Below are 24,199 nucleotides of genomic sequence, written 5' to 3'. Positions count from 1 at the left end.
ACTATGTTTGAAGATTTTAAAAAGGACTTTTACCTAGCAGGTCCAGGATATCTATTAAACCATTCCGTTGGCCGGCCATTAAAATCGACCGAGCAGGTCTTTAAAGAAGCCTTTTTTGCGCCTTGGCAGGAGTCGGGGCGTGAACCTTGGGGCCAGTGGTTGGGTGTGATTGATGATTTTACCTTTGCTTTATCTAAGTTATTTAACGGCCACCAAAAGGATTTTTGCCCTCAGGTCAATCTTTCCAGTGCGCTGACTAAAATTGTCATGTCCCTCGACAGATTGAACCGCGAACACGCCGTTGTGTTAATGAGTGAGATTGATTTTCCCAGCATGGGTTTTGCCCTTAAAAAAGCGCTGCCTGCCAGTTGCGAAGTACGCTTTATTCCTAAAGGGCTCGATATCACCGACCCTAATGTGTGGGATGCGCATATCAGCCGCGATGTGGATCTGGTGTTTGTCAGCCATGCTTACTCGAATACGGGGCAGCAGGCGCCATTAGCCAATATTTTCACTATAGCCCGTGAGCGAGGTTGTTTGAGCTTAGTGGATGTAGCGCAATCGGCGGGGATTATTCCGCTGGATCTCGCGCGCCTACAACCCGATTTTTTAATCGGTTCAAGTGTGAAATGGCTCTGCGGTGGCCCTGGTGCTGCCTATCTTTGGGTTAATCCCGCCATATTGGATAGTTGTCAGCCTAAGGATGTGGGTTGGTTTAGCCACGAGAATCCGTTCGAATTTGATATCCATGATTTTCGTTACCAGCATTCCGCACTGCGCTTTTGGGGAGGGACACCATCAATCGCGCCTTATGCCATTGCCACCCATAGCATTCATTATCTTGCTGGTTTAGGTACTCCGTTGCTGCGTAAATACAATCAGCAATTGATTGATGCCGTGGCACAAGAGCTCGACCATGAGTTTGTGTCGCCGCGGGATACTGAAAAGCGCAGCGGCACGCTTATTCTGCAGTTTGGTAAACAGCAACATCAAATGATGACGGCATTGGCGAACGCGAATATTAGTGTCGACGCCCGCAGTATGGGGATCCGGATTTCTCCGCATATTTATAACAATATGTCCGATATCAAGTTGTTACTTGATGTGATTAAAGCAAATCGCTAACTTAAATGATTTAAAATGGCTTACTAGGCTAGGTTGTACTACGTAATTACAACTAACAAGGCACAACACTCATGGAGGCAAACCGCGACATGGTCGTTCCCGTATGTCGGCGTTAATTCACCGCCACACAGGCAACTTGAGGTTATTTATTGGGTGCGATCATGCTTAAATCTTGTAGTCATAGCGGCAGACCATAGGTCGCGGGGTGTGGAGCTTGGGATCGCTGGGCGTGATCGCTAAATCTGCAGGTAGCATAACAGTATCGATGATCAACGCACTGCTCATATCAACGAGTGTCAGCGGGATGGTAAAGAGCAGCAAAGGCGGGGCCGCCAACGCGGAGATAATCATACACTCCTCGCCATTATCAACAGCCGTTTGCACACTTGAGAAAGAATGACCCCAAGTTGAATCTTCTCCCATCCTCGACGTTATCGTTGCACATCCCGTGAGAGAACAGCACACGACCAACCAAGTCAACCAACGCATAACCACTCCATTGTTTATATGTGAAAAACTGCATTGCTTCGGTATGATCTACTCACTTGATCAACTGAGAGCGTTAGTGATGTGGAACCAGATCTGGTTTCATTTGACGCCAACCTGTTCTGTTTCAACAGCTTGGCATTCTAACTATATGATTATATCTGTCAATTATTCATCAACAGAAACGAGATACAACCAACCTCAATAACCTAGTTGTTAACGGCGACTCTTGTTTTGGATTGGTATTATACCAATCACATTAAATATCTCATCAGTTCAGAGCCTCACAAGCATCTCAATCCAAGGCGCATTGACGCAGAAATGGTATTCCCTTTTAAGTCAATGCAACACCGGAGTGGGATGCTTGTGTGGCTCCCGAAGGGCGGCTGATGTTCACTACATGGCAACGCGCTTTATACTGCGTTTAAGGCTTTCGACAGAGCACCACTATGCCTTCAAGCCTTCGCCTTGTCTAAAGCGCGTTGAACTCCCGCTGAATGAACAGATATTTAATACGATTGGTATTAATCATGGAGGTTTGTATGCCGTGCCCTCGCAGAACTCAGATGAGTTTTGAACATACTCTTTAAAATCAGTCTCCACTTCCCTCACTGGCCATCTAGCTACTTTTATTACTTTCCTTAAAACTGTTTCAGTAAATATTCGCTTGAGGGTAGGCCGAGAGCATATTATGTTGCTGATTTAAAATGGATGACTGGATTTACGCTTGGCGATGGCCACGCTACAAGTAGAGTCTACCGAGAGGTAACAGGATGAACAATAAAGCAGCGGCGTCGACAGAGCAAGACACACAACCGTTGAACGACAGCCGGTATGAAGACCTGCCGCGCAGTGAGTTCCTGCAATTACCCCAAGAGGAGCAAGACCGGCTCAATAAGCTACGTCAGCAGCGGGTACGCGAGGCACCGACCCTCTATGAGTGGGATATTAAGGTAGCGACTGTGTATGGCATTGGGTGGATCATGGTCCTTATTCCGTGCGGGATTACGGCTCTAGTTGGGTTGGTGACATACTGGTATGGATTTGAGCAATGGTATTATTTTCTCATCATAGTGATGATTTTTGGGCCATTTATCCGCTACCTCTGGTTGGCCGACAAACAGTACCATTATCGGCTCACCACTGAGGGTTTAGTTACTACCTATCATGACGCGATTCCGGATGCAGCCTACGCGGTAGTGCGGGGGCTGGCTTGGTTTGGAGTGGTGGTTTGTATTGTCGGGGTGGCCTTTTTAGGTCCCGCAGCGCTGATTGGTGCAGGCGGAATGGCTCTGGGGGCATTTTTCTTTACTGGTTTTAAAAATGTAGAAACCACCTCAATAAGTGCTATCAAGCGTGGACATCCCCATATGATAAAAGTGACCCACAAGAGGCCATATATATCGTGTGATACAGACAGGTTTTATTTCGGATATTATTCAAATCTCGACTGTTATTGCCATCCCGAAGATATGCATAAAGTGTTGTCGCTACTGATGAAGCAATTACCGGGGTCGAAACTCTTTTTATTGAAAAATGAACGAATAGTTGGCCTCTCTAAAGTTGGCACCCGTGACGGCGAACCAGTCCAATTGTCAGATTTTGCCCCTGAGAATACCCAGCCCAGTTAACGTTTTTTCTCGCGCCTGTTATTGGCGCTAATTACGACCATTATCTGGATGCAGGCTAACAGACCTTTAGCGGCGAGGTCGTCAAGGGTGAGAAGACATTAAGTACGAGCTGTGTGGGTAGGTTAACGATGACCATGCAGTACTGTGGGCACAGCAAAGGAATAGCTATATGAATAAGAGAGCAGCGCCGCAGCAGTTGGCGTCGACAGAGCAAGAGACACAACCGTTGGACGACAGTCGGTATGAAGACCTGCCGCGCAGTGAGTACCTGCAATTACCCCAAGAGGAGCAAGACCGGCTCTATCAGTTGCGTCAGCAGCGGGTACGCGAGGCACCGACCCTCTATGAGTGGGATATTAAGGTAGCGACTGTGTATGGCATTGGGTGGATCATGGTCCTTATTCCGTGCGGGATTACGGCTCTAGTTGGGTTGGTGACATACTGGTATGGATTTGAGCAATGGTATTATTTTCTCATCATAGTGATGATTTTTGGGCCATTTATGCGCTACCTCTGGTTGGCCGACAAACAGTACCATTATCGGCTCACCACCGAGGGTTTAGTTACCACCTATCATGACGTTATTCCGGATGCCGCCTACGCGGTAGTGCGGGGGCTGGCTTGGTTTGGGGTGGTGGTTTGTATTGTCGGGGTGGCCTTTTTAGGCCCGGCCGTCTTAGTCGGCGCGGGTGGTTTTGCCGTGATGGCATTTTTCTTCACAGGTTTTAAAAATATAGAGACAACTTATGAGAGTCCTATAAAAAATGGGCATCGTCATTTGATTAAGGTAACGCGGAATCGTCCATTTATTGCCTGCCAATCGGATGTGCGAACAATGGGCTTACGCGCAAGTATTCGTCTTCATTGCCCATTGGATAAGATACACATTATCTTGTCATTGCTGATGACGCAGTTACCTGATTCTGAAATCCGTGTATTTAAAAATGAGCGCGTGTTAGATGGCGTACCATTTGCGTCATTTGAGTCAGGCGAACCTGCCCAACTGTCAGATTTCGCCCCTAAGAATCCCCAGCCCAGTTAACGTTTTTTCTCGCGCCTGTTATTGGCGTGAGATTCGGTGTCATCAGTGGCAGCTTTGCCACCAAGATGCTAACAGGCCTTATAGCGGCAAGATCGTCAAGAGTGAGAAGACATTAAGTACGAGCTGTGTGGATAGGTTAACGATGACCGTGCAGTCCGTGGGCACAGCAAAGGAATAGCTATATGAATAAGAGAGCAGCGCCGCAGCAGTTGGCGTCGACAGAGCAAGAGACAAAACTGTTGGACGACAGTCGGTATGAAGACCTGCCGCGCACTGAGTACCTGCAATTACCCCAAGAGGAGCAAAGCCGGCTCAATAAGCTACGTCAGCAGCGGGTGCGTGAGGCGCCCACGCTTTATGAGTGGGATATTCGGGTGGCGACTGTCTATGGTCTATTTTGGTTAACCTTCCTGATCCCGTGTGGTTGCTTAGCACTTATAGGGTGCTATTTGCTATCTGGCGATACTAGCTTGGGTATAGGGTTAATCATCATGGCTTTAATTATGTGCTTATCTGCTCGTTACCTCTGGTTTGCAGACAAACAGTACCATTATCGGCTCACCACCGAGGGTTTAGTTACTACCTATCATGACGCTATTCCGGATGCCGCCTACGCGGTAGTGCGGGGGCTGGCTTGGTTTGGGGTAGTTGTTTGCATCGTCGGAGTGGCCTTTTTAGGCCCAGCAGCGCTGATTGGTGCAGGCGGAATGGCTCTGGGGGCATTTTTCTTTACTGGTTTTAAAAATGTAGAGACAACTTATGAGAGCCCTATAAAAAATGGGCATCGTCATTTGATTAAGGTAACGCGGAATCGTCCATTTATAGCCTGCCAATCGGATGTACGAACAATGGGCTTACGCGCAAGCATTCGTCTTCATTCCCCATTGGATAAGATGCACACTATCTTGTCATTACTGATGACGCAGTTACCTGATTCTGAAATCCGTGTATTTAAAAATGAGCGCGTGTTAGATGGTGTACCATTTGCGTCATTTGAGTCAGGCGAACCTGCCCAACTGGTAGATTTTGCCCCTGACAATAACCAGCTTAGTTGAATAAAGCGTGGACACTTAACAATAATGGCGCGGTAGTTAACTTCCGACTATATAGGTGGTTTTTCTGCTGCATCCATGTTTAGTTTAGATCGGTTTTTAACCATCTATCTCTATTGTTGCTGTTGCCGCGGTGTCTGGCGTGCCTTCTCTGAATGATAAAAGAGTGGTTGGCGATGATGCCTATTTAGAGAACAACGCGATGATTGAATCAGAATAAAAGTTGTATATACCTTCAAAATACAAAAAGCCCCGATAGCGTTGCTATCGAGGCTTTTATATTTTCTGTATCAATTACATAAAGCGAGCCAGTTGTATAGCGATAGCCATTACAGGCTGTAGTACATTTCAAACTCAAGTGGGTGAGTTGTACGTGCTACGCGCTCAGCTTCTGCTGTTTTCAGTACGATATAAGATTGGATGAAATCTTCACTGAACACGCCGCCTTTAGTCAGGAACTCATGGTCAGCTTGCAGATTTTCAAGGGCGTTTTCTAATGACGTTGCCACTTGTGGGATTTCAGCCGCTTCTTCTGGAGGCAGATCGTACAGATCTTTGTCCATCGCTTCACCTGGGTGGATCTTGTTTTGGATACCGTCAAGACCCGCCATCAGCAGCGCTGCGAAACCTAAGTATGGGTTTGCATGTGGATCTGGGAAACGTGCTTCGATACGACGGCCTTTAGGGCTTGGTACCACTGGAATACGGATTGATGCAGAGCGGTTACGGGCAGAGTAGGCCAACATAACAGGTGCTTCAAAGTGTGGCACTAAACGCTTGTAAGAGTTAGTGCTTGGGTTAGTGAAAGCATTCAGCGCGCGAGCGTGCTTGATGATACCACCTATGTAGTACAGAGCCGTTTCACTTAAACCTGCGTATTTGTCGCCAGCGAACAAGTTAACACCGTCTTTCGCCAGAGATTGGTGAACGTGCATGCCGCTACCGTTGTCACCAACGATGGGTTTAGGCATGAAAGTCGCCGTCTTACCGTAAGCGTGTGCCATGTTGTGCACTACGTACTTCAGAATTTGGATTTCATCCGCTTTCTTAGTCAAGGTGTTGAAGCGAGTTGCGATTTCGTTTTGACCTGCTGTCGCCACTTCGTGGTGATGCGCTTCAACCACTTGGCCCATTTCTTCGAGCACTAAACACATAGCGCTACGTAGGTCTTGTGATGAGTCAACCGGTGCAACTGGGAAGTAACCGCCTTTAACAAATGGACGGTGACCTGTGTTGCCGCCTTCGTAGCTAGTGCCTGAGTTCCAAGCCGCTTCTTTAGCGTCGATCTTAACGAAACAACCTGACATGTCAGTACCGAAACGGACATCGTCAAATAGGAAGAATTCTGGTTCTGGTCCAATCAATACAGTATCAGCGATACCAGTAGAGATCAGGTAAGCTTCTGCTTTTTTAGCAATTGAGCGTGGGTCACGGTCGTAACCTGTCATAGTACCGGGTTCAAGAATGTCACAACGGATCAGCGCTGTAGTTTCTTCGGTGAAAGGATCCAGTACAAATGTCGTTGGATCTGGCATCAGTACCATGTCTGATTCGTTAATGCCTTTCCAACCTGCGATAGAAGAACCGTCAAACATTTTGCCGTCTTCGAAGAAATCAGCATCTACCTGATGAGAAGGAATAGATACGTGCTGCTCTTTACCTTTAGTGTCGGTAAAACGTAAATCAACGAACTTAACTTCTAATTCTTCAAGTTGCTTTAAAACTGATTCAACTGACATTCTCAAGCCTCCGGTAGGGTAAAGGGATGCCCCTTCTATAATCTTTTAACTCAAGTGATTTATCTTGAGCCAAACTTACGAGCTATAAAGCGATATCCATGCCAATAATTTAACTTACTGATTAACATGGTTTAAAATCTTTGTTGCACTTAATTGGATTCGCGTGCGCACCATAATGGTGCTTTTGTCTGTGGCATTTTGGTGCATTACTCCATTTTGGTGCGCACTGAATTGATTCATGCAAACCTTAAGCTGGGACGCACAGCGATAACATGCACCGCTTAATATGGCAATGAGATGGCAATGACACTTTGGCTTTCACTATCTCAGTAAGTACTGCCTCTGTGAAGCTCGCACATACTTTTAGCACAGAACGGGACTATTTATCACCGCATAACCTCCGCATAATTGTCATAAAACCATGCTAGTCTGTCCAACTATGCCATGCATTATCAATCCAATAGTGGTTTATTATCATATTATTAGGAAAGAGTTCGTTCTCATGTGCGAAATGTCTTTGCTGTTCACAGGCCAAGTGAAATCAGTGATGCGTAAGAAAGGTATCCCGTGACAATGAAGTGAGTCTTAATGTCATCGGGTGTAAACGCCAACATGAACGTTAGATTAAGTGTGCCGCAGAATTTATTGCAGTGTGTTCACGTGGTAATTTCTCTGTACCTAAGTCGATTTTGCTGATGCTTAAATCGACATTAGCAGGGCTAACATTGAATACGAAAAATAGCAAATTCAGCTGCTTAACTCAGATTTTTCCTATGAATATGGCAATTAAACAGAGCGTTAACTCTGGCTACAGAGGATTTCACTCAGTGGATGATTGACGGAAATTACCCAAGGATTGGCGGATTGTTTTATAAGTGTTCAAAAATAATCCTGTGCGCCAAGGCCGCTCTGGAGTAGAATGGCACGCTTTTTATTGTGGTAGATCGAGCTCGATCACCATAACGAATTACTGAAATATCCCTATTTTTGTTTGATGGTAAGAGGTTTATCCGTGCTAGAGAATTTACGTAACATCGCCATTATTGCACACGTTGACCATGGCAAAACGACCCTGGTAGACAAGTTGCTGTCACAGTCAGGCACCCTTGCAACCCGAGGAGAAGCCACTGAGCGGGTGATGGACTCCAACGATCTTGAAAAGGAACGTGGGATCACGATTCTGGCAAAGAATACTGCCATCAAGTGGAACGACTACCGTATTAACATCGTTGATACCCCAGGCCACGCCGATTTCGGTGGTGAGGTTGAGCGTGTTCTGTCTATGGTTGACTCAGTATTATTGCTAGTTGATGCCGTTGACGGTCCAATGCCACAAACTCGCTTCGTAACGAAGAAAGCGTTTGCTCAAGGCCTAAAGCCAATCGTTGTTATTAACAAAATTGACCGTCCAGGTGCACGCCCAGATTGGGTTATTGACCAAGTATTCGACCTGTTCGATAACTTAGGTGCAACTGACGAGCAGCTAGATTTCCCAATCGTTTACGCTTCTGCGTTAAACGGTTTTGCAACTTTAGATCCGGATGTAGCGAGCGATGATATGACGCCGCTGTTCCAAACTATCGTTGAAAAAGTATCTTTCCCAGATGCTGACGCCGAAGGCGCGTTCCAGATGCAAATTTCGCAAATCGACTACAACTCATACGTGGGTGTTATCGGTATCGGCCGCATCAAGCGTGGTAGCGTGAAAACGAACCAACAAGTGACTATTATTGGCGCTGATGGCAAAACTCGTAACGGTAAAATGGGCCAAGTATTAGGTTACATGGGTCTAGACCGTACTGAAGTTGAAATTGCTAACGCTGGCGACATCGTTGCTATCACTGGTTTAGGCGAGCTGAAAATTTCTGACACTATCTGTGCCGTTGGTGCAGTAGAAGCTATGCCACCTTTGACTGTTGATGAACCTACTCTGACCATGACTTTCCAAGTTAATACTTCACCTTTTGCAGGTAAAGAAGGTAAGTATGTGACTTCACGTAACATTCTGGAGCGTCTGCAAACAGAATTAGTCCACAACGTAGCACTGCGTGTTGAAGAAACAGAAAGTCCAGATCGCTTCCGTGTATCTGGCCGTGGTGAATTGCATTTATCAATCTTGATTGAAAACATGCGTCGTGAAGGTTACGAGTTAGCCGTATCACGTCCAGAAGTTATTCTGAAAACTATCGACGGTGAACTGTGTGAACCATTTGAAACCTTGACTGTTGACGTTGAAGAAGAAGATCAAGGCACAGTAATCGAGAAATTAGGTACCCGTAAAGCTGAAATGAAAGACATGCAGCTTGATGGTAAAGGTCGTGTACGTATTGACTTCATCATCCCAAGCCGTGGTTTAATCGGTTTCCAAACTGAGTTTATGACTGCGACTTCTGGTACAGGTCTAATTTATCACTCATTCGACCATTATGGTCCGCACAAAGGTGGCGATATCGGTCAACGCGCTAACGGCGTATTGATCTCTAACGCAACGGGTAAGGCTCTGACCTTCGCACTGTTCGGTCTGCAAGATCGCGGTCGTCTCTTTATCGGCCACGCCGCTGAAGTATACGAAGGCCAAGTGGTTGGTATTCACGCTCGCTCAAACGATCTGACAGTTAACTGTTTGAAAGGTAAGCAGCTGACCAACATGCGTGCTTCTGGTACTGACGAAGCCCAAGTGTTGACTACGCCAATCACAATGACACTTGAGCAAGCGCTTGAGTTCATCGATGATGATGAATTAGTTGAAGTAACGCCTAAGAACATTCGTGTTCGTAAGAGACACTTGACTGAAAACGATCGTAAGCGCTTTAACCGCGGTTAATGCCAGTCTGTTAATTCAGGTGACACGCCCTTAAGGTGAGTCAATCGGTTTAAAAAGCCCTGCATAGGAAACTGTGCAGGGCTTTTTGTTGGGATAAATTGAGTAATAGGTATTATACCAATCACATTAAATAGCTAATCAGTTCAGAGCCTTACAGGTATCTCAATCCAAGGCGCATTGACGCAGAAATGGTTATTCCCTTTTAAGTCAATGCAACACGGGAGTGGGATGCCTGTGTGGCTCCTGAAGGGCGGCTGTTCACAACATGGCAACGCGCTTTATACTGCGTTTAAGGCTTTCGACAGAGCACCACTATGCCTTCAAGCCTTCGCCTTGTCTAAAGCGCGTTGAACTCCCGCTGAATGAACAGATATTTAATACGATTGGTATTAGTAGTCCTCATCCATCACCCGTATGCAATTGCGCCCTGCGGATTTTGCGCGGTAGAGAGCGGCGTCCGCTTGGCGAACGAGTTCTAAAGCATTTTGTTTGTTAGAGGGTTGCAGATAGGCGACGCCTGCGCTCACTGTTACAATCCCAAGGTCGGTATTTGCATGCGGAATGGCAATGGCTTGGATCAGTTGATGGATGTGCTGTGCTGTCTCAAGTACGGTTTGATTATCGACATTTGGTAATAGAATGACAAATTCTTCGCCGCCGTAGCGAGCGACTAATTCGCCCGCTCTGCGACCGGACTGGGACAGTGTACTCGCTAATTGTTTAAGGCAATCATCTCCGGCGAGGTGGCCATAGTGATCGTTAAATTGTTTAAAGTGGTCAATATCGAGCATGATGAGGGCCAGTGATGAATTGCTCCTTTGTCCACGACTCCACTCCGTTTGTAACATCATGTCAAATAGGCGGCGATTGCCGATATTGGTTAAACCGTCGGTATTGCTGAGTATTTCAAGTTGCCTATTGGCTTCTGCCAGCTCACTAGTTCGAGCTGTGATCATGGATTCAAGTTCGACGTTACGTTCCTCTAATCGCGCGATCGGGTAAATTTCCCCTTTGTGGGCTAAGCCGTAGGGGATGGATATGCCACTGTGGACAATCATCCAGTCGTTGTTTTCTCGGTGAAATATCAACACTAGCCGTGCTGTTTCGCGGGAAAGCATAGGATTAGGGATAGGTAAGTGGATATGGAAAAAGGCAGTCACAACCACGAGGTTGTCGGCAAGGTCTTGTAAAGAAAGATCTAACATTTCGATGTGGATTCGCTCAGGCACTTGTGCAAAGTCCTGACGAGTGATTCGCACCCATTCTTCCCTGCTGGTGACAAGCTGGTCACTGCTCCCTGCATAGCCGCTAAAGTTATCACTAAAGCGACGAGTTAGCCTGTCATCACGGGAGGCATACATCTCAATATATTCGTCAAATAACGAATGGATCAATTGCTGTCGGTCGGGTCGCATAGGTTAGCTCCGTTGGGGAACATAAAACCATTTTTCTAATATCCGTATAGGAATATTATCTGCGATAAAGTCTAGCTGTTGCCTGATTGTAATCAATTTTATGACGTATATATTAAAAATACTGTAGAGAGTGATGTAAGCCATTATCTGCAGTATGTTTTGTGAGACAAAATTTTTGCATTCACCTAATGTATCATTTAGCCCAAGTATTATTTAACACAAGCCTGCTGGGATTATTCAAAATCAGGCAAAGCTCGTTGGTATTGCTTAGCAGGGGTTGCTGATGAGAGGTTACTGGATTGCGTTAGCTGAGTGTGTCACTAGGCGGCACGTGAGGTCTTTTCTGGATAGTATTTGGCAGTTGCTTTATTGCTAACGCCTATCTCGCTGTGGTGCGGCCGAGGACGTCGGGATACTCGATAGGACTTAGAGCCCTATCGAGTGAGCGTCAAGCTTATGACTTAGCTTTATCTGCCAATTTTACCGCATTGACACTTTCACCTTTGAAGCTGATAGTCACATTTTTCTGAGCGACTTCATTATCTTTGAGCAAAGTCTTAGTGGTTTCTGCCAGCATTGGAGAAGCTGCATTTAACGCACTAAGATCATAGGCCCAAACTTCTAGATCCGCTTCATTATAAGTGCTAGCAGGCGCACCTAATTTTTCAGTGATTGTTTGCTTGGTTGAGCCTTCTTTAATGCCGAATGTATTTTTAATCGCTTCATTCGTTGCGCTGTCTAACGCATTGGTTGCCGTATCATTCACTGTGTCAGTGACAGATTGAGTTGCTGATTTAACGATTGAATCGAATGGGCCAGCATAAGCAAATAATGGCAGAGCAGTAAGAGCGATCAATAATGATTTTTTCACACAATAATTCCTTTGGTTAATACATTCCTTTATTAAATGCGCGCGAATTAGACCAGTAATTAGATTTCGTGTCAATTAAGCATCTGTTCTATATGATTTTATTTTAATCCTTTCAGATTATTCCTACTAAGTGGGTCAACCTTTAGTTGTACCTAAAGGTTTCCATTTTGAGGTTTTCTAGTCTTATCTGCTGCTGTTTTTCAATTTCGTTAGTGTTTTATTCCATCGCAATTGGATCCCATCATATGTGTCATTTTAGGTGTTCTAGTGCCCAATTCTATTAATCACTTGGATCAATTCCATGCGGATGTTGTCTGGTGTTTGGCTATGCCAGAAACCTGCTAAGTAAGCGCCCAGCGGTAGGATAAATAATGCGATAAGCACTAATGCGAGCAATCCCTTATGACCGAGTCTGTGGCCGGATTTCAGTCCAAGGCCGAGGGCGGCGGATTTAGGGCAAGCTGCGACACAGCGCATGCAGGCTTGGCACTCGTCACTGCGAACCGTGGTTTTAGTGTGCACTATGATGTTTGCTGGGCAAGCGCGGGTGCACTTGTCGCATTTCATCCCTTTTGCTTCGATAAGGCAGTGCTGGGTATTGCGGCGAATTTTTAATGGGCTTGCAAAGCTTAAGATCCCAAGCATAGCACCATAGGGACACAAGTAACGGCAGAATCCCTGACGACGCCATGCAGCTAAAGCGAGGATCAGCGCAAATACCAGTAGCGTGATTAGGCTGGGTGTTAGGAAGAACAATGCCATCTTCAAGTCGGCAATCTTATGATAATTACCTTCAAGATAATGGGGGATGGATTGTGCTGGCATACCAATGACTATGTAGCAAAGTGCTAGGAGTAATAGATATTTCAATATTCGCAGTGGCCAATCTAGCCAAGCGGGTGGTGTAAGCTCTGATTTAATAAAGCGTTTTCTAAAGGAATACAGATATTCCCCTGCCAGACCTAATGGGCAAGCCCAACCGCAAAATGCCCGCTTGCAGAGTAAACCTGTGAGTAATACCGCCGCTAGCATGACTGCTGCCGCAGGATGGGTTTGATCCCACAAATTGAGGCTGATAATGGCTTTAAGCTCAATGCCACCCGCAATCGGTAAAAAGGCATCGACTACGTCTGGGCGCATTAGCCAAGGCGTGATTCCTTGCTTAAGCAGTACGGTATTGATTGTGTATTGTATGGCAACCAGCAAGAGCGATAGCGCTAAGACATGTTGAGTCCCTTCACGAAGGGTATTGATTTTAATTTCACCCTTGAGTGCATCAGGCGCAAATTTATGCCCAAGTAGCATCAGTGGTAGTGCAATAAGAAGCCCGAGAGCCAGTGGCCAATAAAGACTCATTGCCACCGCACCGATACTGAGCAACAGTGTGGCGACCGCGCCCCATTTCTGGCCGCTCCAATAGCTGAGGGAGGCGAGATACATGAGTGCCAACATCAGCGTGAGTGATTCGATAAAAGTCATAGTGATGAATACAGCTAATAAGTTACAAGTACAGGCTCTGAGTGGTGAACTGAGGATAAGTTTTTGAGTAATAAGTGAAATTGTGCGTCAGATCTAAGATTCGCGCTATCAATCAATTAAAGCGCGCCATAGCTCACAAAGCTAAGTGTTTTAGTCTTGCACAAATAAAGTATGGCTTGCAGGGACAGAGGGCCAGGTCACACAAAGAATAAAAAGCCCCAGCAATTTATTTTGCTAGGGCTTAGGAATTCAGTGGGGCATTTGGATTAATTTTTTGATTTTTCGAGTGCTTCGATAAATTTGCTCGATTCGTTAATCGAGGTGTTCATCTCTTTAATCAGGGCCGAAATATCGGTTTGCAGACTCGCAAATTCGCTTTTAATCGCACCAATGGCTTGGGCGTTCAAGTTATGCTTGAGATACAGCATATTGTCTTTCATGGCGGTGAGTATCGGCGGCATTTTTGACTCGGCACGGCGCATACTTTTGATCAATTGTTCATAGGCGCGGCGCGTTTCTTTGAGTTTAGCTTCACTGTTGCGGCGTAGATTAGCTTTACTGATCTCGCTAATTTCATTTTGCCACTCATCGAACAGTGCTTCGGCTACATCTTCGACTTTATTGATGCGGTTGCTGACGTTGTCGGCGGCACTTTGAGCCGATTCGTATTCATCTTTGGCTCTGCTATAGGCTTTTTCTAAGTTGCCATCACTGTAATTGAGCAGCGCTTGCATTTCTTCTAGGGCTGAGCTGAACTCTTTTTGAGCATCCTGTTGGGATTTTTTCGCATCTTTAACTCTGTCGACCATAATATCGCGTTTATGGTAACCGACCTTTTCCATTGCGCCGTAGTAGGCACTCTGGCAACCACTAAGCAGGAGACTTGTGGCAATCAGCCCTGAAGCTATCAGTCTTTTCATTGGGTGTTCCGTCGCTGAATGAAATTAATTAATCGGCTTTAAATCGCGCCGCATCGATAATACTCCACAGATGAAAGATAGCACCTATTACCGCGGGCACAATCAGCCACCAGAGGGCATAACCCACCACTGTGATAATGAAAAATAACAGTGCGGCCATTATTCTGCCTTGCAATAATTGGCCTAGCCCAGGAAAAAATAGGCTAGCAATAGCGGAAATAACGTTACCTGCAGATCCTTGTTGAGACATCAATGCACTCCTTAGACTTGTAAATTAAGTGTTTATTGTACGAAGATAACGAGTCTATACCAACAGAATCAAGAGAAACCCGTGACTAAGAAGATAGAACTGGCACAAATTCGCGCCTTATTCCTCGGGATCTGGCACTTCCTGCTGCATTTGAGACGGCGTTTAGTTGAAGATCAAATCAATATTCGCGCCGGACATTTAGCCTATGTCACACTGTTGTCACTCGTGCCTATGGTGGCGGTGACTATGTCTATGCTGTCAGCTTTTCCGGTATTTAAGGGGATACGTGGACAGATAGAAGGTTTCGTTTATCAGAATTTTTTACCCGCCGCTGGCGATACTGTGCAAGTGTATATCAATGAGTTTGTGGCCAATGCCTCTAAGGGGACTGCGGTTGGGATTGCGGCCTTAGTTGTGGTTGCCATTTTGCTAATTTCCGCCATTGATAAATCGCTCAATAACATTTGGCGTACTAAAGAGAAGCGTTCAGTGGTGGTGGCTTTTTCTATGTATTGGATGGTCATCACTTTGGGCCCGGTATTGGTGGGGGCCAGTTTGGTCGCCACTTCCTACGTGGTGTCACTGAAGGTCTTTGACGGTCAGTTGTCGGGTGTGGTGCCCGTGTTTCTTGAGCGTTTGCCCATGCTGTTCTCAGTTGCGGCATTCTTGCTGTTGTATATGGTGGTGCCTAATCAAAAAGTGAAGTTTCTACATGCACTATTAGGGGCGATTGTTGCCGCAATCTTGTTTGAGTTAGGCAAAAAAGCCTTTGCTTTGTATGTCACTCAGTTTCCGAGTTATGAAGCGATTTATGGTGCTTTAGCCGTGATCCCCATTATCTTTGTCTGGGTGTATTTATCGTGGATGATAGTATTACTCGGCGCGGAAATTACCGCCGCGATGCCTGAATATTTAGATTATGAGTCGAGCTCAGATGATGACGAAACCGCTCTGAATGCTAAGCCCCTAGAAAATGCCTCCCAAGATAATTCCGCTGCGGTGTTAACTTCGGCTGAGGTGACGGCACTCAAGGCGGTGGCTAAATCTGAATGACCCCATTAGAGGATTATTAATGGCGATGACACTGAATGCCTGAATCCTTCCCATCTTTTATCCGTCGCGACTGGTTTAACGTTGGCAATGGTCAGCAATTGCATCTGGCGCAATACGGTAATCCACAAGGTATCCCGCTGCTGTATTTGCACGGCGGTCCAGGAGCGGGTTGTGATATCGGTGATTTAGCTTTATTTAATGGCGATCAATATTGGATTTTGCTTTTAGATCAACGCGGGTCTGGGCAATCTTTACCCTTTGGCGATTTAGCAAATAACAATTTTACTGGTTTGATTAGCGATATTGAGGCGATTCGCCTTGCATTGGGTATTGAGCGTTGGTGTTTAGTCGGAGGCTCTTTTGGGGCCACATTAGGCTTAATTTACAGCGGATTATTCCCAGAGCGGGTGATTGCACAGGTACTGTGGGCGTTATTTATTCCATCCAAAGAAGGTCTCGACTGGCTCTATGGTGCTGACGGCGCGGCAAAATTGCAACCTGCTGCTTATCGACTCTTCAATGACATTTTTCCGGTTCAGTTATCGCTGACTGAACTGCTGGATTCGTACCATCAAGGTTTGGCATCGGCAGATGAAAATGTGCGATACCATTTTGCGCGGCGTTGGGTACAGTGGGAGTTGCAGCTTGCGGGGGCGAGGTTAGTGCTACCAAGGCTGTTACCCGAATCCGTATTAGCATTAGCCAATATCGAGTTACACTTTGCTCGACATAATTACTTCAATGCCATGAATGTGTTACAGCGCGTGACGCCTAGAGTGAAGGCGCGTAGTGTGTTATTGCAAGGAATGCAGGATGCGATTTGCCCAGCGACGCTATTACGCGATTTTTTGGCTGGGTTGGAGCATGCTATTACAATTCAATCTGTTGTCGATGGCGGACATATGCTCAATAGTGAGTCTTTGTTTTTGGCGGTTACAGCAGAAATCCATGCTATGTGGTCGTGGATACATCAAAGGGAAATACAATGAAAACATTGCTCATCAGTGCCAGTTTACTCGGATTAACCGCGTGTGCCGCTACGGCGCCCCCGCAAACCAGCGCGATTGACCCAGTGGCGACTCAGGAGGTCGTGAGTGCCCCTGTCGCGCCCAAAGTTGTTGAACTCGGTGGGTTGACCAATGAAACTGCCGCTGATCGCTTGTACCAAGCGCTGATTAACGCAAATTATCTGGCCACCCAAGTTGCGCCGACTAAAGTTGCTGTGCAGTTTGGCAATAACCAATTCTTGCTTGAGCCGAGTATCAATTCAGCGGGTATTGACCGTATTTTAATGAATCGCTTCTATGCTGTGCACCCGCAATTGCAGGCTAGTCAAGAGTTGCCTGCCGTGATTGGCACCTTGAATCAGAAGCTTAATTTTGCCAAGTTTGTGTTGTTGGACCAAGGCGCAGTGATTCAAGTGCAAGGTACAGTGACCTTTGCCGACCGTATTGAAATAGAAGAATTACGTCGCTTTATGCTGTGGACGAACGGCGGCTTAGCGCAGGTCGTACAATCTTTGCCTGATGGCGTAGAGCAATATATCCGCCCGCTACCGCTAATGCCGCAAATGGTTCCCGTTAAGCCTTAATCTAAAAGGAAAAGTTGTGATTGCTTTAATTCAAAGAGTGAGTCGCGCCAGTGTGGTGGTTGATAACCAAACCCTAGGTGAAATCAATAAAGGCTTGTTGGTTCTGCTCGGTGTCGAGCAAGAAGATACCCGCGAGAAGATGGAAAAGTTGGCGACTAAAGTCATGAGTTATCGCGTTTTTTCCGATGAAAATGGCAAGATGAATCTCAATCTAGAACAAGTCGGCGGGTCTTTATTAGTCGTGTCACAATTTACCTTGGCCGCTGATACAGGCCGAGGCTTGAGGCCGAGTTTTTCAGGGGCGGGTACGCCGGAACAAGCCTTAGGCTTGTATGAAGAGTTTGTCGCATTCTGCCGCGCTAAGGGCGTTCACACAGAAACAGGACAGTTCGGCGCCGATATGCAAGTGTCCTTAGTCAATGATGGCCCAGTGACCTTTAATCTGCAGGTGTAGCTTCCGTGATGTTTATCTAGGGGTCTAGGTGATGGGGGGCTAGGCATAATCAGTGTCGCTTGTACCAAGAGGGAGTATTAAGGGAATGCACATGGATCAATTACTCATTAAATTACGCCAGACTTGGCACAGTACGATCCCCGTTAGCGAGTTTATGCAGATAATGCCACTCGATTACAGCGAGGGAGAATTTCGAGTCACAGCGCCGATGATGCCCAATATTAATCTGCATCAGACCATGTTTGCGGGCAGTATTTATACCTTGATGACCTTAACGGGCTGGGGTGCCGTGTGGCTAAATCAACAGTTAGTGGGCGTGGCGGGTGATATTGTGCTCGCCGATGCCCATATTCGTTATCTTGCTCCTGTGACTTGTGACCCTGTGGTAAAAGTACAATGGCCAGATGTGGATCTCAGCCCGTTACAAAGGGGGCGCAGGGTTAAGGTGAAGCTGGAAGTGCAATTGTATTGTATGGATTCACTGTGTGCGGTTTTTGAAGGCCTGTATGTTAGTACGTCGAAAGTATGAATGCATCGAAAGTGGCTTAGTGTATCTGTACGTCGAAGATGACGTATAACCTTTCTAAAAAATCGAAGCTAATCTCAGATTTTATCCGCTTTATTTCTTTTTTATGGGCTAATACACTAGCGCCATAGAGTTGAGATATTCCATCTGACTCTGAGTCATTTACCTATTTTCGGAGCAGATTATGTCTAAAGTCTTAATTTTAAAATCAAGCATTCTTGGCGGTTATTCACAATCTGCCGTGTTAATTGACCACTTAGCGAGTCACTGGGAAACCCAAGGCGCCGTTATTACAGTGCGTGATTTAGGCGGTAAAGACGTACTGCCTATGGTAGACGGTGAAATCGCTTCTGGGTTACGCGGTGGTGCAGAATTATCGGCACGTCAGCAAGAAATGCTCGCCTTATCAGATACCTTAGTCGCTGAATTAAAAGCGAACGATACGATTGTTATCGCTGCACCTATGTACAACTTTACTATTCCGGTTCAACTTAAAAACTGGATCGATTTTGTCGCCCGTGCCGGTGTGACTTTTACTTATACTGAAACGGGTCCAAAAGGATTAGTGGAAGGTAAACGCGCTGTGTTAGTGACGACCCGTGGCGGCGCTCATAAAGATGGCCCAACAGATCACGTTGTACCTTACTTGAAAACGGTTTTAGGCTTTATGGGTATCACCAATGTTGAAGTGGTTTACGCCGAAGCACTGAATATGGGCCCTGAAGCACACGATAAAGGCATGGGCGAAGCGAAACACAGCATAGATCTGCTGCAGGCTTAATTGTTCCGTTGATTAGCTGAGTCATTTGATTTAGCTGAATAAAAAATGCCAGCCCTTAATAGGCTGGCATTTTTGTATGTCCATTTAAGCTAAGCACGCTTTGCTTAAGTGGCTAGGTTTGAGCAACTAGACTCGAGCGGCTAGGTTTAAGTGGCACGCTAAGCTGTTTATTCGCAAAGGCTGCAGCCTTTGGTGAGGGTGCTAGTCTCAACATAACGCACCTTAGTGCTGGCTTGGTCGCGATTACGACTGATGCTAAAGCGTGTATGGTGTTCAGTTTCAAGCGGCTTTTCAGCAGTGTTACCCTGTGTGGCTTCAAACTGTAACGCTTTGGCATGATTTGTTTTATGCATACACCACCTCGCAGATATTTAAGTCATCACAATGTACAGACTGGCCTGATTAGCGCCGCACAACCAAGGCTTAAATTAGCTCGGCTGGCAGCAGACTAAATCTTTAAGCGAACCGCCATTTACCACGCAGCTAAAGCCATTGGCCTTGAGAATGTCGCAGCCTTTTTGCGCTCGAATACCCGCGCCACAATAGAGCACGAAGGGATGCTGTTTATTGTCGACTTGGTGTAACCATTGGTCGAGTGTTGGCAGCGGCACATTAATGGCTTGGGGCAAATGACCGGAGGCAAATTCCTCTGGTGAACGCACATCAATCACCCGTGCGCCTTGCTCAATCAATTGCCAACATTTTTCGCCCGAGTGGCTGCCGGATAACTTAGCCAGTAAAGATTGAAACATAGCATTGCCCCTACCATTAGAGAATTTTCAATAAGTTTATTCTAATGGATCGGTGAGTGCAAGCACTGCAGATTATCGGCAGTGAATGGTTTTTGGCATTACTGGCACTAGACAAGTAGTTAGAGGCTAGACACATTAGCTCGTTGATAGTGAATGATGTCGTGGAATACCACGGCTTGGTCGTTTAGATTGCGATAGCCATGGGGTTTGTCGGCCGAAAATCGTACTGCTTCACCTTGCTTGAGTGTTTGCCATTCGCCATCAACTAGCACTTCCATAGTACCGCTCAAGACAATGACATGCTCAGTGACACCCGTTTCATGGGGCTCAGAAAGCCGCTCATAGTTTGGCAGCAGGGTGAGTTCAAACATCTCAAAACCGAAGCGCTCTTCAAAGGGGAAGAGTGAGGCGACTAGCATGCCGTCGGTGGCGGGTTGTTGGCGTAACTCGTCGGGCTTACGGAATACTGCGCCTTGGCTCTGGGGCGTGGGTTCGAGAAAGGTCGACAGCGAGATATTGAATCCACTGGCAATTTTCCACAGCGTCGCAATGGTTGGGCTTGATTCACCGCGCTCGATTTGTCCTATCATGGCCTTACTAACGCCCGTCTCTTGAGCGGCTTTATCTAAACTCCATCCCTTTTGGTTGCGAAGTGCTTTAAGCGTGCTGGCGAGATAGCTGTTTATCGTTTGCACAATGGCCCCATCATTTTTATGAAAATTTAGTTTGTACGTTATAACGCACAGGTGTTATCTTGTCCATCTCGTACGTTATAGCGCACAAAAAGCTATCTTGTTCATTTTATAAGTTATAGCGCACAAAGTAATGGCGACATCAATTGCAGAGAAAGGGAGTGGATATGTGGCGAGATGCAGGGAGTTTATCAAAAATATCAGCGGGATTTATTGCGGTATTAGTGGGTTATAGCAGCTCTGCTGTGATCATCTTTCAAGCGGCGGAGGCTGTGGGTGCGACACCGGCACAGATCAGTTCATGGCTGTGGGCTTTAGGTGTGGGCATGGGCGTGACCAGCATAGGGTTATCGCTTTACTACAAGAATCCTATTCTTACGGCTTGGTCGACACCGGGCGCAGCGCTGATGGTGACCAGCCTTGCAGGGTTGAGCGTAAACCAAGCCATAGGCGCGTTTCTGGTTAGTTCGATATTAATTACCCTTTGCGGGGTGGCGGGCTGGATGGATAAACTTATTCGTATCATGCCGCAGTCAGTCGCTTCAGCCATGTTAGCGGGGATCCTGCTGCAATTTGGGATAGGGCTATTTCAGGCGATGCAAACCCAGCTGAGCCTCATATTAATCATGCTGTTGGTGTTTGTCGTCGTTAAGCCTTTTGCGCCGCGCTACATCATCTTGCTGACCTTGTTGGTGGGCATAGGCATGAGTTTTCAATTAGATTTACTCAAGCTAGATGCTGTTCAGTTGCAACTGGCAATGCCGGTGTGGACGACACCTGAGTTTTCGTTGGCGAGTGTGATTGGCGTGGCGCTACCGCTGTTTGTGGTGACTATGGCCTCGCAAAATATGCCGGGCGTTGCTGCGCTGCACGGTAATGGCTACAGGCCGCCCATTTCACCTTTGATCACGAGCACAGGGTTAATCGGGGTCATTTTGGCGCCCTTTGGCGGTTTTGCCTTTAACTTATCCGCCATCACAGCGGCGATTTGTATGGGTAAAGAAGCAGACCCGAATCCCGCGACCCGTTACTGGGCGGCGGTGTGGGGCGGGGTATTTTACTTTATCACTGGGTTACTCGGTGCCACTGTGGTTGGCTTATTTTCCGCTTTCCCTAAGGAATTAGTACTGGCCATCGCCGGATTAGCACTGCTTGGCACTATCGCCAATAGCCTGACTGCCGCATTAGCTAAAACGGAAGATCGCGAAGTAGCGGTGATCACTTTCTTGGTCACTGCATCGGGTTTTAGTGTGCTGGGCATCGGCAGTGCATTTTGGGGGTTGTTACTTGGGTTTATTATCCATTGGTGGAACGGGCACAGAACTGCATCAGTAGTTAAGCGAGCGAATACTTAACTGCAGCAAAGCGCCTTAGAGATGAATTTCAAAGACTAAGGCGCATGTGTTTTAGATTCTCTTCGTCATAAACACGCTATTGGGGTCGAGTTGGTAGCCTTCGAAGGGGCCACAGATTTCAAAACCAAATTTGCAGTACAGTAGGCGAGCGGGGTTGAAGAAGTCCATCGAACCTGTCTCTAGACTCAGGCGTTTAATGCCAGCAGCTTTAGCGTCGTTGATCAGGTGCTGCAATATTTTAGAAGCTATGCCCTGTTGTTTATAGGGCGCCGCGGTGCGCATGGATTTGATCTCCGCGTGCTCGGCATCTAACCATTTTAGTGCACCGCAGCCCGCTAAATTATTGCCATCCCACAGGGTCCAAAAGCGAATATTGGGCTGACGCAGGCCGTCAAGATCTAATGCGTGAACACTTTCAGGCGGAGAGGTTGCCCGCATATCGTCGAGGTGTTCCTGCAGTAAAGCCGCAATCTCAGGCCCTTTAAGGTCATCTAAGGTGATTTTCATGGCTCTTGTGGTGGATTTCATGGCAGATCGGGTGCTCCCTATTATTGTGGCTTATCCATAATGGCGTCATCGCGCTTTGTCGTCTGTTTGCCAATGCGCCATGGTGGATAAGCAAATCCTAAGCCATTAGCTAAGTCATCTCTGAGGAGTTTTAGATTGCCTTATTTTGCTCGATACCTATCGTCAAATTTTTGCAGTAAAAAATGCTGTTATCTTCTCGGTTTCCTTGTGTAGTAAAATAGTTAAACCTGATTCGATGGCGGTGATAACTTACTGCCATGTTTAAATCATTTACCCATACAAGTTTGAATTCTAGTCTATTTGGACTTAACGGGAAGTTCGATTTTCTGCAAGGAAACGTATGCGAAATCTTCTAAAAACACAAATAGTTGCAGAGGACCTGAAGCGGCTGTACTACGAAATAAATAATTCTAGAAGGTACCCTTTTCGATTTCGACAGGCATTTGAACAGTACATATATAAAAGCCAGCAGCTAACAGAAACAATGCGTAAGGAGTTCCGCTCTCTAACAGGAAATAACTGGGCTGCAGGAGAATTTGAGGGCTGGAATGCATATACAAATATTTTAAAAGCACTGCGGAACGCCACTTATCATGGTTATCCTTTAGCCTTACACGGAACTGCTCTTGCCTTGTATCAGGGAGTTGAATTCGCTACCGATATTGAGCCCCCATCTGAGTTAGATTTTGTGCGTGGCTATCGAGTTATGGAGTCTACGTTATTCGTTGAACTACCTTTCGATGAAGAGTTATTTTCAATTAGCGCTGGCTTTCCGATAAAGAATATAACTCAAAGTGGTTCCACACATGCATTCCCACTTAAAGAATTCATAAGCTATAAGATAACATGGCGCCTTCTCGATGAAGGCGTGCGGAAAGCCACAGATAAAGCTGGAACTACAGATGCGGTCAAAATTACGTTACACAGCTATCCTGCTCTAGTTGCGTACAGCAAATATTACGCAAGTGTTCTAAATAAGAATAACATTAACGAAGACGTCCATAGCTAAAACCGTCAACTAATGCCTTTTACTCATATGCCGTAGTTCTATTTACGGCAAAGTGGCTTGTTGAGTATGTTGTTTTTAAATTGATGGACTGACTTCGTTCGAGGTTAACAAGATATCTATTGTGAATTTTTTTAAATATTTGGCTGAATATGCCATCGTTAAATGTTAGCTCTCGTCTTTTGAACTTAAAGGCTACGTTAATGCTCGAAAGGTAGGTCATAGTGATTGGCGAGACGACCGTCCGCCCATGGACGGGGCGGTCGAGCATCCAAGAATGGACTTGAACAACATCCGTGTTTAACTGCCAGTTCGCCATATATGGACCCATCCGGTTTGCAAGACATTCGATAGCGATTATGAGAAGAGTTCATTGCACCCATATATTCGGCCTGTTATTGAGGTATGCCTCTGGCCCTGATGGATATCTGCTTCTACTGTCCTTATCATCCTTGCGGCTTCATTATGAGCCTATGGCGAGCTAAGGTTTTCAGTAGATCAGTCTGACTGTCTCATCATCAAATCAATTGTCATAGCAACTTGCTGGTTGATTAATTATTAAGATCAGTCTGACTGTCTCATCATCAAATCAATTGTCATAGCAACTTGCTGGTTGATTAATTATTA

25 protein-coding genes are annotated in these 24,199 nt (G+C 46.2%); 14 read left to right on the top strand and 11 right to left on the bottom strand.

Going from position 1 to position 24,199, the window contains the following annotated elements; genetic code table 11:
• Positions 1-3: 3 nt before the first annotated feature.
• The gene (locus L5M37_RS17945; protein ID WP_263147828.1) at positions 4-1,125 is read left to right on the top strand and encodes an aminotransferase class V-fold PLP-dependent enzyme; all 1,122 of its coding nucleotides are present in this window, start codon (positions 4-6) and stop codon (positions 1,123-1,125) included.
• A 165-nt stretch (positions 1,126-1,290) separates the two neighbouring features.
• On the opposite strand, the gene L5M37_RS17940 is transcribed toward L5M37_RS17945, so the two are convergent.
• The gene (locus tag L5M37_RS17940; RefSeq protein WP_251068942.1) at positions 1,291-1,548 is read right to left on the bottom strand and encodes a YceK/YidQ family lipoprotein; all 258 of its coding nucleotides are present in this window, start codon (positions 1,546-1,548) and stop codon (positions 1,291-1,293) included.
• An 836-nt stretch (positions 1,549-2,384) separates the two neighbouring features.
• On the opposite strand from L5M37_RS17940, the gene L5M37_RS17935 reads away from it, so the two are divergent.
• The 3 genes from L5M37_RS17935 to L5M37_RS17925 all read left to right on the top strand — a co-directional run bounded on the left by L5M37_RS17935 (position 2,385) and on the right by L5M37_RS17925 (position 5,339).
• Positions 2,385-3,242 (top strand): hypothetical protein, encoded by an 858-nt coding sequence (locus tag L5M37_RS17935; RefSeq protein ID WP_263201453.1) that lies wholly within the window; start codon positions 2,385-2,387, stop codon positions 3,240-3,242.
• 169 nt (positions 3,243-3,411) lie between these two features.
• Positions 3,412-4,284, top strand: coding sequence for a hypothetical protein (locus L5M37_RS17930; RefSeq protein WP_263201451.1), 873 nt, complete (start codon positions 3,412-3,414; stop codon positions 4,282-4,284).
• Positions 4,285-4,466: 182 nt separating this feature from the next.
• A complete protein-coding gene (locus L5M37_RS17925) occupies positions 4,467-5,339 on the top strand; it encodes a hypothetical protein (RefSeq protein ID WP_263201450.1) in 873 nt (290 codons plus the stop codon).
• A 326-nt stretch (positions 5,340-5,665) separates the two neighbouring features.
• On the opposite strand, the gene glnA is transcribed toward L5M37_RS17925, so the two are convergent.
• Positions 5,666-7,075, bottom strand: a complete 1,410-nt coding sequence (gene glnA / locus L5M37_RS17920; RefSeq protein WP_113941334.1) for a glutamate--ammonia ligase — start codon at positions 7,073-7,075, stop codon at positions 5,666-5,668.
• 1,012 nt (positions 7,076-8,087) lie between these two features.
• Here glnA and typA point away from each other — a divergent pair.
• Together typA and L5M37_RS17910 are read left to right on the top strand one after the other, a co-directional pair.
• Positions 8,088-9,899 carry a translational GTPase TypA gene (typA, locus tag L5M37_RS17915; protein ID WP_105251119.1) on the top strand — a complete coding sequence of 604 codons (1,812 nt, stop codon included), beginning with the start codon at positions 8,088-8,090 and terminating at the stop codon, positions 9,897-9,899.
• Between the two features lie 265 nt (positions 9,900-10,164).
• Entirely contained in the window at positions 10,165-10,395 is a 231-nt protein-coding gene (locus L5M37_RS17910; protein ID WP_263201449.1) for a hypothetical protein, read from the top strand.
• Here the strand turns inward: L5M37_RS17910 and L5M37_RS17905 are convergent.
• The 5 genes from L5M37_RS17905 to L5M37_RS17885 all read right to left on the bottom strand — a co-directional run bounded on the left by L5M37_RS17905 (position 10,289) and on the right by L5M37_RS17885 (position 14,834).
• Entirely contained in the window at positions 10,289-11,314 is a 1,026-nt protein-coding gene (locus L5M37_RS17905; RefSeq protein ID WP_198572511.1) for a GGDEF domain-containing protein, read from the bottom strand. The genes L5M37_RS17910 and L5M37_RS17905 overlap by 107 nt on opposite strands.
• A gap of 454 nt (positions 11,315-11,768) precedes the next feature.
• Positions 11,769-12,185: a hypothetical protein gene (locus tag L5M37_RS17900; protein ID WP_105251122.1), complete on the bottom strand. Its 417-nt coding sequence runs from the start codon at positions 12,183-12,185 to the stop codon at positions 11,769-11,771.
• Between the two features lie 264 nt (positions 12,186-12,449).
• On the bottom strand, positions 12,450-13,664 hold the full coding sequence (locus L5M37_RS17895; RefSeq protein ID WP_263201448.1) for a 4Fe-4S binding protein: 1,215 nt from the start codon (positions 13,662-13,664) through the stop codon (positions 12,450-12,452).
• Positions 13,665-13,930: 266 nt separating this feature from the next.
• Positions 13,931-14,584: a DUF2959 domain-containing protein gene (locus tag L5M37_RS17890; protein WP_105251124.1), complete on the bottom strand. Its 654-nt coding sequence runs from the start codon at positions 14,582-14,584 to the stop codon at positions 13,931-13,933.
• 28 nt (positions 14,585-14,612) lie between these two features.
• Positions 14,613-14,834, bottom strand: coding sequence for a hypothetical protein (locus L5M37_RS17885; protein WP_006079786.1), 222 nt, complete (start codon positions 14,832-14,834; stop codon positions 14,613-14,615).
• A gap of 81 nt (positions 14,835-14,915) precedes the next feature.
• Here L5M37_RS17885 and L5M37_RS17880 point away from each other — a divergent pair, with 81 nt between their 5' ends.
• The 6 genes from L5M37_RS17880 (at position 14,916) to azoR (ending at position 19,239) form a co-directional block, all read left to right on the top strand.
• Entirely contained in the window at positions 14,916-15,887 is a 972-nt protein-coding gene (locus L5M37_RS17880) for a virulence factor BrkB family protein (RefSeq protein WP_212600263.1), read from the top strand.
• Positions 15,888-15,922: 35 nt separating this feature from the next.
• The gene (locus L5M37_RS17875; RefSeq protein WP_263201446.1) at positions 15,923-16,876 is read left to right on the top strand and encodes an alpha/beta fold hydrolase; all 954 of its coding nucleotides are present in this window, start codon (positions 15,923-15,925) and stop codon (positions 16,874-16,876) included.
• Positions 16,873-17,478 carry a hypothetical protein gene (locus tag L5M37_RS17870; RefSeq protein WP_263201445.1) on the top strand — a complete coding sequence of 202 codons (606 nt, stop codon included), beginning with the start codon at positions 16,873-16,875 and terminating at the stop codon, positions 17,476-17,478. Before L5M37_RS17875 ends, L5M37_RS17870 begins: the two co-directional genes overlap by 4 nt.
• A gap of 16 nt (positions 17,479-17,494) precedes the next feature.
• The gene (gene dtd / locus L5M37_RS17865) at positions 17,495-17,932 is read left to right on the top strand and encodes a D-aminoacyl-tRNA deacylase (RefSeq protein ID WP_131524019.1); all 438 of its coding nucleotides are present in this window, start codon (positions 17,495-17,497) and stop codon (positions 17,930-17,932) included.
• Positions 17,933-18,023: 91 nt separating this feature from the next.
• The gene (locus L5M37_RS17860; RefSeq protein WP_212600267.1) at positions 18,024-18,461 is read left to right on the top strand and encodes a thioesterase domain-containing protein; all 438 of its coding nucleotides are present in this window, start codon (positions 18,024-18,026) and stop codon (positions 18,459-18,461) included.
• A gap of 181 nt (positions 18,462-18,642) precedes the next feature.
• Positions 18,643-19,239 carry an FMN-dependent NADH-azoreductase gene (azoR, locus tag L5M37_RS17855; protein WP_263201443.1) on the top strand — a complete coding sequence of 199 codons (597 nt, stop codon included), beginning with the start codon at positions 18,643-18,645 and terminating at the stop codon, positions 19,237-19,239.
• A gap of 167 nt (positions 19,240-19,406) precedes the next feature.
• On the opposite strand, the gene L5M37_RS17850 is transcribed toward azoR, so the two are convergent.
• The 3 genes from L5M37_RS17850 to L5M37_RS17840 all read right to left on the bottom strand — a co-directional run bounded on the left by L5M37_RS17850 (position 19,407) and on the right by L5M37_RS17840 (position 20,686).
• The gene (locus L5M37_RS17850) at positions 19,407-19,592 is read right to left on the bottom strand and encodes a hypothetical protein (RefSeq protein ID WP_263201441.1); all 186 of its coding nucleotides are present in this window, start codon (positions 19,590-19,592) and stop codon (positions 19,407-19,409) included.
• Between the two features lie 75 nt (positions 19,593-19,667).
• Positions 19,668-19,991, bottom strand: coding sequence for a rhodanese-like domain-containing protein (locus L5M37_RS17845; protein ID WP_105251132.1), 324 nt, complete (start codon positions 19,989-19,991; stop codon positions 19,668-19,670).
• A gap of 119 nt (positions 19,992-20,110) precedes the next feature.
• Positions 20,111-20,686: a helix-turn-helix domain-containing protein gene (locus tag L5M37_RS17840; RefSeq protein WP_263140774.1), complete on the bottom strand. Its 576-nt coding sequence runs from the start codon at positions 20,684-20,686 to the stop codon at positions 20,111-20,113.
• A gap of 164 nt (positions 20,687-20,850) precedes the next feature.
• On the opposite strand from L5M37_RS17840, the gene L5M37_RS17835 reads away from it, so the two are divergent.
• On the top strand, positions 20,851-22,038 hold the full coding sequence (locus L5M37_RS17835) for a benzoate/H(+) symporter BenE family transporter (RefSeq protein ID WP_263201440.1): 1,188 nt from the start codon (positions 20,851-20,853) through the stop codon (positions 22,036-22,038).
• A 51-nt stretch (positions 22,039-22,089) separates the two neighbouring features.
• Here L5M37_RS17835 and L5M37_RS17830 read toward each other — a convergent pair whose 3' ends face one another.
• Positions 22,090-22,566, bottom strand: a complete 477-nt coding sequence (locus tag L5M37_RS17830) for a GNAT family N-acetyltransferase (RefSeq protein WP_263201438.1) — start codon at positions 22,564-22,566, stop codon at positions 22,090-22,092.
• 340 nt (positions 22,567-22,906) lie between these two features.
• Between L5M37_RS17830 and L5M37_RS17825 the strand changes: the two genes are divergently transcribed.
• On the top strand, positions 22,907-23,575 hold the full coding sequence (locus L5M37_RS17825) for a hypothetical protein (protein ID WP_263201435.1): 669 nt from the start codon (positions 22,907-22,909) through the stop codon (positions 23,573-23,575).
• Positions 23,576-24,199 lie beyond the last annotated feature (624 nt).

Source organism: Shewanella sp. SM69 (genome assembly GCF_025653985.1).
GTDB classification, from domain to species: domain Bacteria; phylum Pseudomonadota; class Gammaproteobacteria; order Enterobacterales; family Shewanellaceae; genus Shewanella; species Shewanella oncorhynchi.
Note: the sequence above shows the minus strand (reverse complement) of the source record. Positions and strands in the feature narration are given on the sequence as shown.